Annotated in this window: 13 protein-coding genes; 7 read left to right on the top strand and 6 right to left on the bottom strand. The window is 73.1% G+C overall.

Annotation, left to right across the window (positions count from 1 at the left end; translation table 11 throughout):
* The first annotated feature begins 31 nt into the window (after positions 1-31).
* From ACW4TU_RS38015 to ACW4TU_RS38025, 3 genes are read left to right on the top strand one after another with little or no spacing between them, the layout of a single operon-like run.
* A complete protein-coding gene (locus tag ACW4TU_RS38015) occupies positions 32-1,156 on the top strand; it encodes a glycosyltransferase family 4 protein (RefSeq protein ID WP_457420888.1) in 1,125 nt (374 codons plus the stop codon).
* On the top strand, positions 1,153-2,355 hold the full coding sequence (locus ACW4TU_RS38020) for a glycosyltransferase (RefSeq protein ID WP_457420890.1): 1,203 nt from the start codon (positions 1,153-1,155) through the stop codon (positions 2,353-2,355). The genes ACW4TU_RS38015 and ACW4TU_RS38020 overlap by 4 nt, the downstream gene beginning before the upstream one ends.
* A complete protein-coding gene (locus tag ACW4TU_RS38025) occupies positions 2,352-3,209 on the top strand; it encodes an SGNH/GDSL hydrolase family protein (RefSeq protein WP_457420892.1) in 858 nt (285 codons plus the stop codon). The genes ACW4TU_RS38020 and ACW4TU_RS38025 overlap by 4 nt, the downstream gene beginning before the upstream one ends.
* A 415-nt stretch (positions 3,210-3,624) precedes the next feature.
* On the opposite strand, the gene ACW4TU_RS38030 is transcribed toward ACW4TU_RS38025, so the two are convergent.
* From ACW4TU_RS38030 to ACW4TU_RS38050, 5 genes are read right to left on the bottom strand one after another with little or no spacing between them, the layout of a single operon-like run.
* Positions 3,625-4,494, bottom strand: a complete 870-nt coding sequence (locus tag ACW4TU_RS38030; RefSeq protein WP_457420894.1) for a 5-oxoprolinase subunit C family protein — start codon at positions 4,492-4,494, stop codon at positions 3,625-3,627.
* A complete protein-coding gene (gene pxpB, locus ACW4TU_RS38035) occupies positions 4,491-5,108 on the bottom strand; it encodes a 5-oxoprolinase subunit PxpB (protein ID WP_457430524.1) in 618 nt (205 codons plus the stop codon). Before pxpB ends, ACW4TU_RS38030 begins: the two co-directional genes overlap by 4 nt.
* Positions 5,109-5,134: 26 nt before the next feature.
* Positions 5,135-5,887 carry a LamB/YcsF family protein gene (locus ACW4TU_RS38040; protein WP_457420896.1) on the bottom strand — a complete coding sequence of 251 codons (753 nt, stop codon included), beginning with the start codon at positions 5,885-5,887 and terminating at the stop codon, positions 5,135-5,137.
* Between the two features lie 25 nt (positions 5,888-5,912).
* Complete coding sequence (locus ACW4TU_RS38045; protein ID WP_457420898.1) at positions 5,913-6,734, bottom strand: putative hydro-lyase; 822 nt, start codon at positions 6,732-6,734, stop codon at positions 5,913-5,915.
* On the bottom strand, positions 6,731-8,050 hold the full coding sequence (locus tag ACW4TU_RS38050) for an MFS transporter (RefSeq protein WP_457420900.1): 1,320 nt from the start codon (positions 8,048-8,050) through the stop codon (positions 6,731-6,733). The genes ACW4TU_RS38045 and ACW4TU_RS38050 overlap by 4 nt, the downstream gene beginning before the upstream one ends.
* 166 nt (positions 8,051-8,216) lie before the next feature.
* On the opposite strand from ACW4TU_RS38050, the gene ACW4TU_RS38055 reads away from it, so the two are divergent.
* From ACW4TU_RS38055 to ACW4TU_RS38070, 4 genes are all read left to right on the top strand, one after another.
* Positions 8,217-8,912 carry a GntR family transcriptional regulator gene (locus tag ACW4TU_RS38055; protein ID WP_457420902.1) on the top strand — a complete coding sequence of 232 codons (696 nt, stop codon included), beginning with the start codon at positions 8,217-8,219 and terminating at the stop codon, positions 8,910-8,912.
* A 124-nt stretch (positions 8,913-9,036) separates the two neighbouring features.
* Positions 9,037-10,563 carry a hypothetical protein gene (locus ACW4TU_RS38060; protein WP_457420904.1) on the top strand — a complete coding sequence of 509 codons (1,527 nt, stop codon included), beginning with the start codon at positions 9,037-9,039 and terminating at the stop codon, positions 10,561-10,563.
* Between the two features lie 142 nt (positions 10,564-10,705).
* Positions 10,706-11,587 carry a hypothetical protein gene (locus ACW4TU_RS38065; protein WP_457420906.1) on the top strand — a complete coding sequence of 294 codons (882 nt, stop codon included), beginning with the start codon at positions 10,706-10,708 and terminating at the stop codon, positions 11,585-11,587.
* 58 nt (positions 11,588-11,645) lie between these two features.
* Positions 11,646-16,337: a hypothetical protein gene (locus ACW4TU_RS38070; protein ID WP_457420908.1), complete on the top strand. Its 4,692-nt coding sequence runs from the start codon at positions 11,646-11,648 to the stop codon at positions 16,335-16,337.
* Between the two features lie 72 nt (positions 16,338-16,409).
* Here ACW4TU_RS38070 and ACW4TU_RS38075 read toward each other — a convergent pair whose 3' ends face one another.
* Positions 16,410-17,960, bottom strand: coding sequence for a GMC family oxidoreductase (locus tag ACW4TU_RS38075; protein WP_457430526.1), 1,551 nt, complete (start codon positions 17,958-17,960; stop codon positions 16,410-16,412).
* Between the last annotated feature and the right edge of the window lie 19 nt (positions 17,961-17,979).

Consider the following 17,979-nt stretch of genomic DNA (forward strand, 5'->3'; position numbering starts at 1 on the left):
CGAGCACGTCCAGCACGGCGACAACACCACTATGCGTGTAGTCATCGTGACCGAATCCTTTCCCCCCGATGTGAACGGCGTGGCCCACTGCGCGCTCCAGACCGCCCGGCACCTCGTCGATCGCGGTCACGTTCCCCTCGTCGTCGCCCCGGCCACCGCCGCCGGGAACGGGCCCGACGCCTCGGCGCCGTGCCCCGTCGTCCGTGTCCCCTCCCTGCCGCTCCCCGGCTACCCCCAGGTCCGCGTCGCCCTCCCCAGCCGACGCGTCGCCGCCGCGATCACCGAGCACCGCGCGGACATCGTCCACCTGGCCAGCCCCTTCGTCCTCGGCGTACGCGGCATGGCCGCCGCCGCCCGGCTCGGTATCCCCGCCGTGGCCGTCTACCAGACCGACCTGGCCGGATACGCCCGTACGTACGTCCACGCGGGCGAGGCGGCCGCCTGGCGGCGCATCCGCTCCGTCCACGCCGCCGCCGACCTCACCCTCGCGCCCTCCAGCGCGGCCCTGTACGACCTGGAGTCGCACGGCGTGCCCCGGGTGAAGCTGTGGCAGCGCGGAGTGGACACCGCGCGCTTCCGCCCCGAACTGCGGGACGAGGCCATCCGCCGCGAACTCGCCCCGAACGGCGAGCTGCTCGTCGGCTACGTCGGCCGGCTCGCCCCCGAGAAGCAGGTCGAACTCCTCGCCGGGGTCTGCGCGCTGGACGGCGTGCGGGTCGTCGTCGTGGGCGACGGACCCAGCGAGCCGGGACTGCGCGAGCAGCTGCCGGGAGCCGTCTTCCTGGGCCGCCGTACCGGGGACGAGCTTGCCCGGATCTTCGCCTCCCTGGACGTCTTCGCGCACACCGGCCCGTTCGAGACCTTCTGCCAGACCGTGCAGGAGGCCATGGCGAGCGGTGTGGCCGTCGTCGCGCCCGCCGCCGGCGGACCGCTGGACCTGGTCGCCCACGGGCGCACCGGCCTGCTGGTCCCGCCGCGCGACGCCGCCGCCGTCCGGGACGCGGTGTGGTCCCTGGCCCGTGACCCGGGCCTGCGGACCGTCTACGGCGCCGCCGCCCGGGCGGCCGTAGAGGGCCGTACCTGGACGGCCGTCGGCGACCAGCTCGTCGGGCACTACGCCGACATCCTCACCGCGCGGACGGCGGTGGCCGCATGAACGGCGAGACACCACGCGGCGCGGGCGGACCGCTGCGCATCGTCCGGCTGGCGAACTTCGTCGCCCCCGCCTCGGGCGGCCTGCGCACCGCGCTGCGCGAACTGGGCGCCGGCTACCGGGCCGCGGGGCACGACCCCGTCCTGATCGTGCCCGGCGAGCGGGTGAGCGACCGAGACACCGAACAGGGGCGCGTGATCACCCTGCCGGGCCCGCTGCTGCCCGGCACCGGCGGCTACCGCGTCCTCACGGACAAGCGGCGCGTCGCCGCCCTCCTGGAGGAACTCGCGCCGGACCGTCTGGAGGTGTCCGACCGGACGACCCTCAGATGGACGGGCAGGTGGGCGCGCCGGGCCCGCGTCCCCGCGGTGATGGTCTCCCACGAGACCGCCGACGGCGTCCTGCGCACCTGGGGCCTGTCGGAGAACCTCTCCCGGCGGGCCGCCGACGCCCTCAACGTCCGTACGGCACACACCTACGCGCGCGTGGTGTGCACCACGGAGTTCGCCGAACGGGAGTTCGTGCGGATCGGCGCGCGCAACGTCGTACGGGCGCCCCTGGGCGTCGACCTGGTGCGGCGGCATCCGTCGCTGCGGGATCCGGCGGTGCGGGCCGCGCACGCGCGCGGGGACGAACTGCTCCTGGTGATGTGCTCCCGGCTGTCCGTCGAGAAGCGGCCCGGTACGGCGCTGGACGCTCTGGAGGCCCTCCTGCGGCGCGGACAGCGGGCGAGGCTGGTGGTGGCCGGGGACGGGCCGCTGCGGGCCCGCCTGGCGCAGCGGGCGCGGGAGCGCGGGCTGCCGGTCACCTTCCTCGGGCACGTCACCGACCGGGCACTGCTGGGCGCACTCCAGGCGTCCGCCGACGTGTGCCTGGCGCCCGGGCCCGCGGAGACGTTCGGGCTCGCCGCGCTGGAGGCGATGGCCTGCGGCACACCCGTGGTCGTCAGCGCGTCCTCCGCGCTGCCCGAGGTGATCGGGTCCGCCGGAGCCGTCGCCGCCGACGACGGAGAGGCCTTCGCGGACGCCGTACGGCTGCTGCTGGGGCGGCCCGAGCGCGAGCGCCGGGCGAACGCACGCGCGCGTGCGGAGTGTTTCGGCTGGCCGGCCGCGGTCGAGGCGTTCCTCGCGGCGCACGACGCGGTGGTGCCGTCCGCCGATGACACGCCCGTACTGCCCGTCGTACCGGAGGGTGTCGGATGAGACCGCTGCGGTTCGTGGCGCTCGGCGACTCGCTGACCGAGGGTGTGGGCGATCCCGTGGACGGCGCGTGGCGCGGCTGGGCCGCGCTGCTCGCCGGCGGGTTCGGCGACACGCCGGTGGAGTTCACCAACCTCGCGGTCAGCGGGGCACAGACGCGCGACGTGCGGGAACGGCAGACGCCGGCCGGCCTCGGCCTGGAGCCGGACGTCGTGTCCGTCGTCATCGGGGTGAACGACACCCTGCGCCGTACGTTCGACATCCACGCGGTGGCCGCCCGGCTGGACGAGGTGTACGCGGCCTTCACCGAGCGGGGCGCCCTCCTGCTCACGGCGTGTCTGCCCGACCCCGGGGCGATGCTGGGGCTGCCCGGTGTCCTGGCGAACCCGCTGGCCCGGCGGCAGCGGGCGGTCAACACCGTCGTACACGCGCTCTCCGAGCGCTACGGGGCCGTGCATCTGCACGCCGCCGAGGGTGAGTGGCTCGGCGGGCGCGAGATGTGGAGCGCGGACCGGTTGCACCCCGGCGAGCGGGGGCACCGGCAGCTCGCGGTCCGCTTCCACGCGCTGCTCGCGGAGGCCGGCGTCGCGGGCGGGGCGGGGCCGTCGCCCGAGCCGGAACATCCCGCGCCCACCCGGGCGGCCGACCTGCGCTGGCTGGCCACCGCGGGCACGGGCTGGGTGGCGCGGCGGTGCACCGACCTGCTGCCGCAGCTCCTCCGGCTCGCCGCCCAGGAGGTCCGCCACCGCGCGCGGGGCACCAGCGCCCGCCTCGACCTGGGGGCCTCCCATGCCGTCGCGGCGGCCCTGGCCGCCCTGACGGTGGCGGAACACCGGGCCGAGCCGGACGTGGCGTAGGGCCTGTCCGGCGGATCGGGCGGAGGACGGCTACGGCGCCGAACTGAGGAGACGCCGACGTCAGTCGCTGCCGCGCCGCGCGATGCGGCGGGGTAGTCGGCAACTACGACAACGCCGTAGGCGGGCGCCTGCCTACGGCGCGGCTGATGGCACCGCGGCCCGCGTCGTCGGCATGATCCGCCGGAGCGGGCGGAGGGTGGCTACGGCGCCGAACAGGCGCGGTTGAGCGCGGGTTCGGCGCGTTTGGCCGCAAGACGGCGGAGGGGACGCCGACGTCAGCCCCTGCCGCGCCGCGCGACGCGGTGGGGGAGTCGGCAACCGCGGCAACACCGCAGACGGGCGCACGCCGCGGCGCGGCTGATGGCACCGCGGCCCCGTGTCGCCGGCATGATCCGCCGGACCGGCCCTGGGCGGCTCAGCGGCGGCGTGCGGGCACGAACCTGACCGGCGTGCCCGGAGTCGCCTGGGCGGCGGCGCGCAGATCCGAGGTGCGGACGACGGCGATCACCGGATAGCCGCCGGTGGTGGGATGGTCGGCGAGGAAGACCACCGGCCTGCCGTCGGGGGGTACCTGGACCGCGCCCAGGACCATGCCCTCGCTGGGGAGTTCACCGGAGAAGGCCCGTTCCAGGGAGGGACCTTCCGTCCGCAGCCCGATGCGGTTGCTCGCGGAGGACACCCGGTACGTGGCCGTGGTGAAGGTCCGTAGCGCCGCCGGAGTGAACCAGTCGTCGCGTGGCCCGACGGTCACCCGGAGCACGAGTTCGGCCGGGGGCGCGGGCTGCGGAACGACGTCCACGCGCGCGTGCCCGCCGATCACATGCCCCAGGGGCAGCACCGCGCCGTCCGTGAGGGGCGGCGGGCCCAGGCCGGAGAGCAGGTCGGTGGAGCGGCTGCCGAGCACCGGCTCGACGGCGACTCCGCCGGAGACGGCCACGTAACCCCGTACTCCGGTCAGGGCCGTTCCCACGTTCAGCAGCGCGCCGCCGGGCACCCGCACCGGGGCGCCCCAGGCCACCGGGCGGCCGTCCACGGTGACCGGGCAGGGGGCGCCGCCGACCGCGACGGTGACGGGGCAACGGGGGCGCAGGGCGCAGCCGTTGAGGGTGGTCTCCAGGACGGCCGCCCCGGACGGGTTGCCGACCAGCCGGTTGACGAGCGCCGCCGTGGACGCGTCCAGCGCACCGGAGCGGGGCACCCCGAGATGGGCGTGCCCGGGACGCCCCAGGTCCTGCACGGTGGTCAGCGCCCCCGCCCGTACGACGGCGAGCGCACGATCCGTCATGGGCGGCCCACCGGGACGAAACGGACGCTGGTGCCCGGCGACAGCAGCGCGGCCGGCACGCGCGTGTGGTCCCACAGGACCGCGCCCGTCGTACCGATCAGCTGCCAGCCGCCCGGCGAGGAACGCGGGTACACGCCCGTGTACGGACCCGCAAGTCCCACCGCGCCGGCCGGGACGGACGTCCGCGGGGTGGCCCTGCGCGGTACGTCGTAGCGCGCGGGGAGACCGGTGAGGTATCCGAAGCCGGGCGCGAAGCCGCAGAAGGCGACCCGGAACTCGGTGCCCGCGTGGATGCGTGCGACCGCCTCCTCGGACACGCCCCACAGGGCGGCGACATCGGCGAGGTCAGGGCCGTCGTAGCGGATCGGGAGTTCGACGAACTCCTGGGGCAGGGGGAGCGCCGGGGGCACTTCGGAAGCGGTCAGTTCGGCAGCCAGCCGGGCGGGATCGTCGAGGCCGTCGAGGAGGACCGTGCGGGCGGCGGGGACGATCTCCCGTACGGACAGGGTGCCCACCGCGCGGCGGCGCAGCAGTTCCGCGTGCAGGGCCTGGGCCTGTTCGCCGGAGGAGACCTCGACCAGCAGGGCGTCGTCGCCGACAGGCAGCGCCCTCATCCCGTGCGTCGTACCGCTCGTCCCGTTCATGCGAAGGCCTCCACGCGGACGCCCGACGCCTCCAGGCGCTCACGGACCCGGCGGGCCAGGTCCACCGCGCCGGGCGTGTCGCCGTGGACGCACAGGGAGCGGGCGCGGATCGCGAGGGGCGTCCCGGAGAGCGACGCGACCACACCGGTCCGGGCGAGGGTCACCGAACGTGCCACGACGGCCTCCGGGTCGGTCACCAGCGCCCCTTCCCGGCCGCGCGGCACGAGAGTGCCCTCCTCGGTGTACGCGCGGTCGGCGAACGCCTCGGGGACGGCCGGAAGGCCCGCCCCCTCGGCAAGCTCCAGCAGGCGCGAACCGGGCAGCCCGAGCACCGGCAGCCCCTTGTCGGCCAGAAGCACGCCGGCTACCACCGCCCCCGCCTGCTCGGCGTCGTGCACGACGCGGTTGTAGAGCGCGCCGTGCGGCTTGACGTACGACACGCGCGTGCCCGCCGCCCGCGCGAAGACCTCCAGGGCGCCGATCTGGTAGGCCACCTCGGCCGCCAGTTCGTCGGGCGGCACGTCCATCGCGCGCCGCCCGAAGCCGGCCAGGTCGCGGTAGGAGACCTGGGCGCCGATCCGTACGCCGCGCTCGGCCGCCAGGTCGCACACCCGCCGCATGGTGACCGGATCCCCGGCGTGGAAGCCGCAGGCCACGTTGGCGCTGGTGACGACGGACAGCAGTTGTTCGTCGTCGGTCAGTTGCCAGCGGCCGAAGCCCTCGCCGAGGTCGGCGTTGAGGTCGATCATGTTCCGGACTCCTGTCACGCTCCGGTCAGGCGACGCGGTACTGCTCGTCGCGGGTGTCGGTGAGGAACATCTGGCCCGGCGCGTGGGTGATGGCGAAGGGCGGGCGGGACGCCATCACCGCGGCCTGCGGGGTCACCCCGCAGGCCCAGAACACCGGGATGTCGTCCGGCGCGAGATCCACCGGTTCGCCGAAGTCCGGTCGGCCGAGGTCGTCGATGCCGAGCCACGACGGATCGCCGCAGTGTACGGGGCTGCCGTGCACCGCCGGGAGCAGACTGCTCTCCCGGATAGCGGCCGCCAGATGCCGCGGCGGCACCGGACGCATGGACACCACCATGGGGCCGTGCAGCCGCCCTGCGGGACGGCACTGACGGTCGGTCACGTACATCGGGACGTTGCGGCCCTGCTCGATGTGCCGGATCGGGACGCCCGCCTCGGCGAGCGCCCACTCGAAGGTGAAGCTGCACCCGACGAGGAACGTCACGAGGTCGTCGCGCCAGTGGGCGAGGACGTCCGTGGGTTCCTCCGCCAGCTCGCCGTCCCGCCAGACCCGGTAGCGCGGCAGGTCGGTGCGCAGGTCAGCGTCCTCGGCGAGGACGGTGGTCCAGGAACCGGCGTCCGTGACGTCTAGTACCGGGCAGGGCTTCTGGTTGCGCTGGCAGAACAGCAGCATGTCGTACGCCCAGTCGGCGGGCACCGAGATCAGGTTGACCTGGGTGTGGCCGGCCGCGACGCCCGCCGTGGGGCCTGTCAGGCCCGCGCGGAACCGGGCTCGCGCGGATTTCGGGCTCCACGCGTGCGCGTGCTCGTCGACGAGGGATAGGGGGCGGTCTTCCGTACGGTTCACTGGAGTTCCTTTCCACGGGTCTCCGGCAGGCCGAGCAGTGCCAGGGCGGCGATGCCGTATCCGATCGCGCCGAAGACCAGCGCGCCGCCCACGCCCCAACTGTCGGCCAGGAAGCCGACCGTGGTGGGGAAGACGGCGCCGACGGCGCGGCCGGTGTTGTAGGTGAAGCCCTGTCCCGTGCCGCGTACGGCGGTCGGGTACAGCTCGCTCAGATAGGAGCCGAAGCCGCTGAAGATCGCCGACATACAGAACCCGAGCGGGAAACCGAGCACCAGGAGAAGGGTGTTGGAGCCGTCGGGGATGTTCGCGTAGGCGAGGATGCACAGCGCCGAGAGGACCGCGAACAGCCAGATGTTGCGCTTGCGGCCGATCCGGTCGGTGAGGTATCCACCGGTCAGATAGCCGATGAAGGCTCCGGAGATCAGGAAGGCGAGATACGACCCGGTGCCGACGACCGACAGCCCGCGTTCCGTCTTCAGATAGGTGGGCACCCAGGTGGCGAGGGTGTAGTAGCCGCCCTGGACGCCGGTGGACAGCAGGCCCGCGAAGACCGTGACGCGCAGCAGTCCGGGTGCCTCGGGTGTGCCGGGCTTGAAGATCGCGGCGAACGAGCCCTTCTCGGGGTTCCTCTCGCGCTCGGCGACCGCCCGGGGCGCGTCCTGCACCGAGCGTCGTACCCAGATGACCAGCAGCGCGGGCAGAGCGCCGGTCCAGAACATCACGCGCCAGGCCAGGTCGTCGTCGAGGAACGAGAAGACCACGGTGTAGACGACCACGGCCAGGCCCCAGCCCACGGCCCAGGAACTCTGGATCGCGCCGAGCGTACGGCCGCGGTGCCTCGGGCTCGCGTACTCGGCCACCAGGATCGCGCCGACGGCCCACTCGCCGCCGAAACCGAGGCCCTGCAGGGCGCGGAACACCAGCAGCGTCTCGTAGTTGGGCGCGAAGCCGCAGGCGACGGTGAAGACCGCGTACGTGATCACCGTGATCATCAGCGCCTTGACCCGGCCGATGCGGTCCGCGAGCACTCCCGCGCCGGCGCCGCCCACCGCGGAGACGACCAGGGTGACGGTGGTGAACAGCCCGGTCTGGCCGCTGTCCAGACCGAAGTACGCGGACAGCGCCACCATGGTCAGCGGCAGCGTGAAGTAGTCGTACGAGTCCAGGGCGTAGCCGCCGAACGCGCCGCCGAAGGCACGGCGACCGCGCGGGCCCAGCGCCCGCAGCCAGGCGAACGCGCCGTCGTCGACAGCCGGTTCACCCGCACCGGGGTGGGATTCGGCGGCCAGGGCCTGCGGTGGAGGGGTCGTGCTCATGGGCACCTCGCAGTTGAGGGACGGAGGGTGCTTCAGGAATGAGCGGTGCGGGAGCGGTCGACACCGCGTGGAGCCGGCGGCGTCTGTTCAGCAAGGTAGAGGATCGTTGAACGATCCTTCAATACCCGTGTTGTTTCGTTCTTGTATCTACGGTTGAATTCCGGGCATGGCAGAGCAGCTGACGGGACTGGCCGACGACCGCGCGCTCCTCGGGCGCACCAGTACCGCCGAGCGGGTGTCGGACATCCTCAGAAGCCGTATCGCCGACGGCTACTTCCCGCCCGGGACCCGGCTCTCCGAGGAGAGCATCGGCGGGGCCCTCGGCGTCTCCCGCAACACGCTGCGCGAGGCGTTCCGGCTGCTCACGCACGAACGCCTGCTGGTCCACGAGCTCAACAGAGGCGTCTTCGTCAGGGTCCTCACGGTCGAGGACGTCGAGGACATCTACCGCACCCGCGCCCTCGTCGAGTGCGCCGTGGTCCGCGGCCTCGGCGAGCCGCCGTACGCCCTGGAGAACCTCGCCGCGGCCGTCGAGGAGGGGCAGCAGGCGGCACGCGACGGTGACTGGAAAGGGCTGGGCACGGCCAACATCCACTTCCACGGCCAACTTGTCGCCCTGGCCGGCAGCGCCCGCACCGACGAGCTGATGCGCAGCGTCTTCGCCGAACTGCGCCTCGCCTTCCATGTCGTGGACGACCCGCGGCGCCTGCACGAGCCCTATCTCGCGCGTAACCAGCAGATACTGCAGGCCCTCCAGACGGGTGACCGGCAGCGGGCCGAGGGGCTGCTCTCGGTCTATCTCGACGACTCGCTCAAACGGGTGGTCGAGGTCTACCGGCGCCGGGTTGGCGAGGACGGGTAGCCGGTACAGGTGTGTCGGGACCTGCGGTCTTCCCCGGGGCGTGAACGGCACGGTGGCACGGTGGCGGCGGGTCGCTTCTGAGCCGTTTGGGCCGTTGTCAGACCGAGGACCTAGTCTGTGCACCGTGACTTCGCCTGCATCGACGGACAGCGTTCCGCCCCAGCTCAGCGCGGGGCCGCGCCCCGCTCCGGGCCCGGCCGCCGACGAGGGACTGGCGCGGCGCCTGCGCGCGCTCGCCTGCACCGCCCCGCTCCACGACCTGGACGCGCGCAAGGCGAATCTCGCGGGCGAGTACTCGGTGTACGGCATGGCGGAGGTGGCCCTCTCGGCCATCGACCTGGTCACCCTCAACATGGACTTCGACACCGGCGCCGACCACGACCAGATAATCGCCCGCCTCATCCCGCGCATCGCCGCCCAGGCCCCGCAACGGCCCGTCACCGAGCACGAGCGCGTCGCTCGCTGGGTCCTGGAGAACCTGATCAACGTCGGCAGCGTCGACCGCGGCTTCCGGGCCGTCTACGGCACGTTCGCACCGGACGGTACGTATGTGCGCCGTGACTACGACTTCAAGCTGATCGAAGAGGTCCCGGGGTACGGCGGAAGCGTCTACCTCCGTACGACGGACGAGGCGGTCAACGTACTCGTCGGCGCCCTCGACACCGACGTGACCAGCGCCCAGATCGCCGCCGAGGTCAAGCTGGAGGTGCTGATCAGCCGGGGCCGGCTGGCCGACGCCCAGCTCGCCGCGGAGCAGGCCCGCTACCGGACCGTGCAGTACTCGGAGACCCTGCGCAGGGCACTGGACGCGACCCGGCGCAACGTGCGCGCGGTGGACTGGCTCCAGACCGTCCCCGACATGATCGCCGAGGCACTCGACCATGTCGCCGACCGGTACCGCCATGAGAACGCGATCCTGACCAACATCCGCAAGGCCCGTGACGAGTCCGAGGATCCCGAGCAGAAGCGGCGTGCCGCCGAACTCGTCGACATCGTGAAGGACTGCATCCGGCGGCACACGCTGCTCCAGTCCCGGCTGCTGGAAGCGGGGCCGCTGTTCCGCGCGGAACAGGACCGGCAGGCCTTCGCGACCCCGATGACGTCGTCCGGGATCGATCTGTACGGGCATCTGGTCGCCCCCGTGCTGCCGTTGCCCCTGGAGGCCGCGGTGCGGGTCACGGACGCGTTCTTCGCGCGCGGGACGGGGCTTCGTACGCCGGTGTCGGTCCGGGTCGGCGACCTCGTGGACATACTGCTGACGCCGCCGGTGGAGCGGGAGCACCTCGGGGTGGAGATGCCGGAGCCGGATCTGATCGCCACGCCGGACGACAGCCGGTTCAGCGAGGAGCAGTTGGCGTCGGCGATGGAGTTGCTCGACCTGCCCGCGGACGCGCCTCGGCGGTTGTCGGGGCTGTTGGCCCAGGCGCGTCTTCGGGATGCGGAACTTCCTTATCTGGTGGCCCTGTTGGCCGTGCACGCGGCCAGTCCTCCGGTCGGCACGGCTTATCGGCAGGGCGAGGAGAAGCTGTTGTTCGCTGTCGACGACGGGACGGAGCTGGACGATCCGGAGTTCGGAGGCGCCGACCTGATCGTGGGGATGGCGTTGCTGGACGCGGTGGGGATGGCCGCGGGGCGGTTGGAGGCGGCGTGATGTGGCTGAGGTCGTCGCCCGGGTGCGGGCCCGCTGTGGCTGGTCGCGCCCACGCGGCGGAGCCGCACATGTCAAGGCCGCGCACCCTTATAGGGACGCCCGCCCGCCCGTCCGATTGTCGGAACCCCAAGGAGTCTCAGCCGTGAACGAGCACATCGACCGGAGTGAGCCGGAGGCCGTGGCTGCCCCGGCCACCGCTGTCATTACTCCTGGCGATGCCGCTGATGCCGCCCGGCTGGTTGCCTTTGGGCTTCAGGCCAAGCTTCAGGCCGCGCGGGACCAGGAGTACGCCGAGTTGTTGCGCCGGTACCGCGAGGACTCGGCGTTCGCCCGGCTCGCCGATGCCGTTGCCGCCGGGCTGGGGCTGGTCGTCCTGGAGGTGTCCCCGCGCGCGGGGATGGCGGTGACCGCCGCCGAGGACTCCGTCTTCGCCGTACGGATGGGGGACTACGCACGTCGTACGTCCGCCGACGGCTCGGACCGTTTCCTGCACGGGCTCGCCCACCTCGCCGTGGCCGCCATGGCGTTTCCGCGCCCCGAGGATCTCGCCGACGACGGCTACATCGGGCGCGTCACCGTCAACGGGGTCGAGGCCTTCGTCCGGCAGGCCTGTCGGCGGCTCGAGGAGCGGGCCGAGGCACAGGGCGAGAACACCGACCCGGTCAGCGACGCCCCGGGACTCGAGACCGCCTGGCGGATCTGGATCAGGCGCAGTGCCACGGGGGCCACCAAGGACGCGCGGAGACCGGCCGGTTCGACCACCGGCATCGTCGGCAAGGCCGTCGTGTTCCTCACCGACTCCGGCTTCCTCCAGCGCACGGGTGACGACAACGGCGGCACGTACCGGACGACAGCCCGCTACCAGCTCCAGGTCCGGGACATGGCCGGCAACGCCGCCATGGCCGAGCTGCTGGAGCTGGGAGTCGTGCCGGTCACCGACGGGACACCGACCCTGCTGCCCGCCGAGGACACCGACGACCTGGACCTGGTGGCCGACGCCGGACTGCCCTTCCACCACTCCTGACCGCCGCCCCGCTCAACACCTTCAGCCCGACTACTCCTTACGACTACGAGAGTCCGCCATGTACGAGCTGTCCCGGGTCCGCCTCTACTCCATCGGTCCTGCCGGTGCGCGCTACGCCGACACCGTGCTTGACCTGCGGGGTGTCGGCGAGCCGGTGCCCGACCCCGCGCCCACCCAGGCGGAGTTCTTCGAGGACGAGCCCGTCGGACCGCCGCGCCGGCCCGCGCCCGCGGGCGTGCTCTTCCTGGAGAACGGCGGCGGCAAGTCCGTACTCCTCAAGCTGATCTTCTCCGTGATGCTGCCGGGGCACCGCAACACGCTCGGTGGCGCCAGCTCCGGTGTGCTGCGGAAGTTCCTGCTCGCCGACGACTGCGGGCACGTGATCCTGGAGTGGCAGCACACGCTCACCGGTGAGCTGGTGGTGGTCGGCAAGGCGAGCGAGTGGCGGGGGCGGCAGGTCTCCAACGACCCACGGAAGTTCACCGAGGCCTGGTACTCCTTCCGGCCCGGCCCGGGGCTGAGCCTCGACAACCTTCCCGTCGCGGAGTCCACCGCCGTACGACCACCGGTGGAGGGCGCCTCCGGTGCCCAGGGACGGCGCCGGACCATGAAGGGCTTCCGGGACGCGATCACCGAGGCGGGCAAGGCCTACCCGCATCTCGAAGTGCACTGGGAGGAGATCCACGACCGCTGGATCGAGCATCTGGGGGAGCTGGGCCTCGACCCCGAACTCTTCCGCTACCAGCGGGAGATGAACGCCGACGAGGGTGAGGCCGCCGGCCTCTTCGCGGTCAAGAAGGACTCCGACTTCACCGACCTGCTGCTGCGCGCGGTCACCGACGTCCGTGACACGGACGGGCTTGCCGACCTGGTCGGCGGCTTCGGCAACAAGCTGGGCCGACGGTCCGAACTGATCGCCGAACGGGACTTCACCGCCGGGTCCGTGGACCTGCTCGGACGGATCGTCGAGGCCGCACAGGCGCGTTCCCGCGCGCGGGACGTCCACGCGGGTGCGGAGCGGCGTACGCGCACGCTTGCCCGGCGGCTGTCCGCGCGGGGCGTCCAGGAGCGCGTCCGGGCCGGCGATCTCGCCCAGCGGGTCACCGCCGCGGCGTACGCCGTCACCCATTCCGAGGGCGGGCGGGAGCGCAGTGCGCTGATCGCCGCCGAACTCGCCTTCCGGCACGCCTCGCTGGCACTCGCGGCGGCGGAGAAGACGGCAGCCGCGCAGAAGCGTGAACTCGCCGACGCGCGCACCGTGCACGCCGCCTGGCAGGCCGCCGAGGTCGTCCTGCGGCACCGCGCCGCCGCCGACCGCTCCGCGCGCGTGGCCGTCGCGATCCGCGAGGCCGAACGGGACGCGGCCCCGGCGCTCGCAGCCCGCGCCAAGGCCGCCGTCGACCTCGTACGTGCACTGCACTCGGCGGCGGAAGGCGCGGAGGCCCTCGCCAACGAGGAGGAGGAGCGGTCCGCCGCCCTCCAGGAGGTCAGCGAGGCCGCCCACCGGGACTCGACCGGCGCGGCCACCGAGGCGCAGCGAGCCCGCAGTGAGGTGGGGCATCTGCGGCAGCGGCTCAGCGAGGTCGAGCAGGAGACCGCCGAGGCGGTGCGCGCGGGCTGGCTCGACGACAGCGCTCCCGACGCCGATCCGGCACGGGCCGCGCTCGCCGCCAGCGATGCCGAGAAGACGGCCGTCGAGGCCTGGGACACCACCCGTGAGGCCTCCCGGCGGGCTTCCGAGCACGCGCGTGAGGCGGCGTCAGCCGAGTCCCGCGCGGAGCTGACGGCGGCCCGCGCGGCGGATGCCGCCACGGCGGCCGAGCGCGCGTACGAGGCCGAGCGGCGTACCGCAGAGGCCCTGGCGGGAGAGGAACGGCTCGCCGAACTGCTGAACCTGCCGTCCGCCGGTGGTGCGCGGCGAGGCCGGGCCGCGCTGCCGCACCAGCACGGCACCAGCGAGGGTACGACAGGAGACGGCGCGAAGGGCGCCCCCCGTGCCGCCGACGAAGGTCCCCTGACCTCCGAGGAACTGGACCGCTTCGCGGACGAACTCCGCGAGCTGCTCGACGACGGTGTCACCTCCGCCGAGCGCCAGCTCTTCGAGCTGCGGACCGGCGCCGCCGACGACGCCCGCATCCTCGGCGCGCTCGGCGACGGCGGACTGCTGCCGCCCGGCCCCGATGTGCTGGCCACCGTCGAGTTCCTCGGCGAACACGGCATCCCCGCGCTGCCCGGCTGGCGCTATCTCGCCCAGGCCGTCGACCCCGCCGACCACGCACGTGTGCTGGCCGCCCGCCCCGAACTCGTCGACGGCGTCATCATCACCGACCCCGGCACACACGCGCGTGCCCGCGAGGCCCTCGCCGACGCGGCCCTGCTGCCCCGGTCGGCCGTGGCGGTCGGTACGGCAGCCGCCCTGCTCGCCCCCACCCCGGCCCCCGGACCGGGCGACAGCGACGTGTTCCTCGTACCGCCGAACCCGGCCATGCACGACGAGCACGCCGCCGACGAGGAACGGCAGGCGCTGCGGGCCCGGGCGGGTGAGCGGGAGGAGGAGATCCGCACGCTCGCGGCGCGGCTCGGAAAGGACCGGGAACTCGCCGCGCGGCTCACCTCCTGGCGTACGGGCTGCCCGGCCGGGCGGCTCGTCGAGCTGGCCCGGGCCGCGCACGACGCGCGTGCCTTCGCCGAGGAGACCGAGGCCGAACTGGCCGAGGCGCGGACCGTTCGGGCCGAGGCCGACGAGGTGATGAGCGAGGCGTCCCGGGTGCGGGACGAGCGGCAGGAGGCCGCCCAGCGCGCCCGGCGCGCCGCCGACGCGCTCGCCGGACTGGCGTACCGGCTGCGTGAACGCGCCGGCTGGCAGGTCAAGGTGCGCGAACTGGCCGACGAGGCCGTCGAGTCGGAGGCCCGCGCCCAGGCACTGCTGGAGCGCGCCCGGTCCGCCGACGAGGACCGGCGCGCCACCCAGCGCGCCGCCGACGACGCACGCCGCACGGCCCGCGCCCTGCGCGCCGAGCGCGCGGAGATCGCGGGCGCCCCCGATGACCTGCCGGAGGCCGACGAGGACGCGGCGAAGTCGTCGCTGCCCGCCCTCCGCGAGGCCTACCGCGCAGCCTCCCAGCTCTACGAGAAGGTCGGCGTAGGAGCCGACCTGCGAGCGGAACAGGCGCGGTCCGAGAGCGAGGAGAGCGCCAGTCGTGCGGAGCTGGACCGGCTGAGCAACAAGGTGCGTACGCGCGCCGAACAACTGCTGCAGGTGCCCGAGGGGGCGGACGGACCGTCCCGGCAGGCCGCCTCCGCGCGGGCCGAGGAACTGGTGCAGCTCCTGGAGACCCGGGTGTCCACGGCCAGCGAGCAGCTCGGGCGGCTGCGCGGCGAGGCCGAGCGGCACGCGCCCGAGGACGGCGAGGCGCACACCGAGCTGGCCGAGGAACTCGTCCCGCGCGACGCCGAACACGCCCAGGCCCTGCTGCGCACCGCCACCGCCGAACTCGCCTCCCGCAGCGAGGCGTTGACCCGGGCCAGGGAGGCGCACGCCGAACTTCTCGGTTCCCACCGGGCGGCCGAGGACGCGGCCTCCGGGTTCGACGAGATCGCCGCGATGCTCCGCGACCTGATGCGCGAGCACACCTCCGACGACGAGCAGGAAGCCTCGGAGCCCTACCCCGGCAGCCCGGAAGAGGCACGGCAGTCGGCCGCCGAGGCCCGCCGCTCCCTGCGCGGCTGCGCCGCCGAACTGTCCGCCGCCGAGGGCGCCGTGCGCGAGGCGAGCGACATCCTTGTACGGCACGCGAACTCCACGCGGTACGAGGCGGTACGCACCCCCGCCCGCCAGCAGATCCGTGAACTGCCCGCGTCCGCGCTGCCCGAGCACGCGCAGAAGTGGGCGGACGCCTTCGCCCCCCGGCTCCGGGTCCTGACCGACGAGTTGGCGCAGCTGGAGCGGAACCGGGACTCGATCGTGGACCGGCTGCGCGGGCTGGTGGAGTCGGCGCTGGCCACCCTGCGGTCCGCGCAGCGGCTGTCCCGGCTGCCCGAGGGGCTCGGCGAGTGGTCAGGGCAGGAGTTCCTGCGGATCCGGTTCGAGGAGCCCGACCAGGCGACGCTCACCGAGCGGCTCGGCGAGGTCATCGACGAGGCGACCCGGGCGGCCGTGAAGAAGAACTCCGACCTGCGCCGGGACGGAATGTCCCTGCTCCTGAGGGGAGTCGGCGCCGCCCTCCAGCCCAAGGGCATCGCCGTCGAGATCCTCAAGCCCGACGCCGTACTGCGCGCCGAGCGCGTGCCCGTCGGGCAGATGGGTGACGTGTTCTCCGGCGGTCAGCTGCTCACGGCGGCCATCGCCCTGTACTGCACGATGGCCGCGCTGCGCAGCAACGACCGGGGCCGCGACAAGCACCGGCACGCCGGCACGCTGTTCCTCGACAACCCCATCGGGCGCGCCAACGCCACGTACCTGCTGGAACTCCAGCGCGCCGTGTCCGACGCGCTCGGCGTCCAACTCCTCTACACCACCGGCCTGTTCGACACGACCGCGCTCGCCGAGTTCCCCCTCGTCATCCGCCTCCGCAACGACGCGGACCTCCGCGCGGGCCTGAAGTACATCCGCGTGGAGGAACACCTCCGGCCGGGACTGCCTCAGCAGGCCCCGGCCGGGGAGGGGGACGCGGTGCACAGCGAGATCACGGCGACGAGGATGTACAGACGTCCGGCGCCGGCAACTCCTGAAAGGGGCGCGGGGCTGTGACATTCGCGGCTCCGCCGCGCGGGCGTGACCAGCCACGACGGCGCCGCAGTTCCCCGGCTTACCGGCACCCCGCTACGCGTCCGCTTTCAACAGATCAGCGCACTTCTCCCCGATCATCATCGTCGTGATGCACGGATTCACTGACACCAGATCCGGCATCACCGACCCGTCGGCAACCCGCAGCCCCTCGATCCCCTTCACCCGCAGCCGCGCGTCAAGCGGCGCCGAGGCGTCGCCGTCCGCACCCATCTTCACCGTGCAGGCCGGGTGGTAGACGGTGTTGTGGGTCTTGTGGATGTAGTCCAGCAGCTCGTCGTCCGTCCGGACGTCCGGCCCGGGGGCCAGTTCCGCGCCCGCCCAGCCGCTCAGCGCGGGCTGGGCGGCGATCCGACGCGCCAGCTTCAGGCCGTATGTCATCACGCGTGCGTCGTGCTCGTGCGTGAAGTACCGCGGATCGACCATCGGCTTGTCCCGGTAGTCACGGGTGCGCAGCCGCACCGTGCCGCGCGACTTCGCCCGGGTCACGTTGGGAGTCAGGCAGAACGCGTTCTCCGAGGTCGGATAGCCCCAACGTGTCGTGTTCATGTCGAACGGCACCGAGCCGTAGTGGAACATCAGGTCGGGCCGGTCCAGGCCCGGTTCGGTGTCGTAGAAGATGCCCGCCTCCCACCACTGACTCGATGTCGTGGTCATCGGCTGCTTGGCGTCCCACATGATGACGCCCTCGGGATGGTCCTGCAGGTTCTCGCCGACGCCCGCCGAGTCCACGACCACCTCGACGCCGACCTCGCGCAGCTGCTCGGCCGGTCCGATACCGGACAGCATCAGCAGCTTCGGGGTGTCGATCGCGCCGCACGACACGATGACCTCGCGGCGCGCCCGTACGGTCCTCGTGTGGATGAGATCCGGGTCGAGGTACTCGGCGCCCACGCACCGGCGCCCTTCCAGCACGAGCTGCTTCGCCCGCACCCCTGTCCGTACCTCCAGGTTCGGCCGCCTGCCCATGACCGGGTGGAGGTAGGCGACGGAGGACGACTGACGGATGTTGTTCTCGTCGGAGTTGATCTGGAACCAGTTGGCCCCGCGGATCACGGTCTCACCGGTGTTGAAGGGCGTGGTCGGGATGCCGGCCTGCGCGCATGCTTCCAGGAGGGCGCTGCCGCACGGGTCCTCGCTCTTCAGCGTACGGAGCTTCACCGGGCCGGTGCGGCCGTGGTGGTCGCCGGGGGCGTCGTTGGTCTCCAGGCGCCGGTAGAGCGGGAAGAGGTCGGCCGCGCTCCAGCCCGTACAGCCTGCCGCCGCCCAGTCGTCGAGATCCTCGGCCGGGGCCCAGAAGGCGATGCACGAGTTGTGGGACGAGCAGCCGCCGAGCACCTTCGCACGGGCGTGCCGCATGAAGCTGTTGCCGCTGGACTGCGGTTCGACCGGGTAGTCCCAGTCGTAGCCGGACTCCAGCAGGCCCATCCAGCGTTCGAGTCTGAGGATGTCGTCGTCACCGACGTCGCTCGGGCCCGCCTCCAGTACGCAGACGGTGACGGACGGGTCCTCCGAGAGGCGCGCGGCCACCACGTTGCCCGCGGTGCCACCGCCCACCACCACATAGTCGAACTCGTCGGTGGTCATGAGTGATCGGTCCATGATC

The organism is Streptomyces kryoterrae (assembly GCF_054072135.1).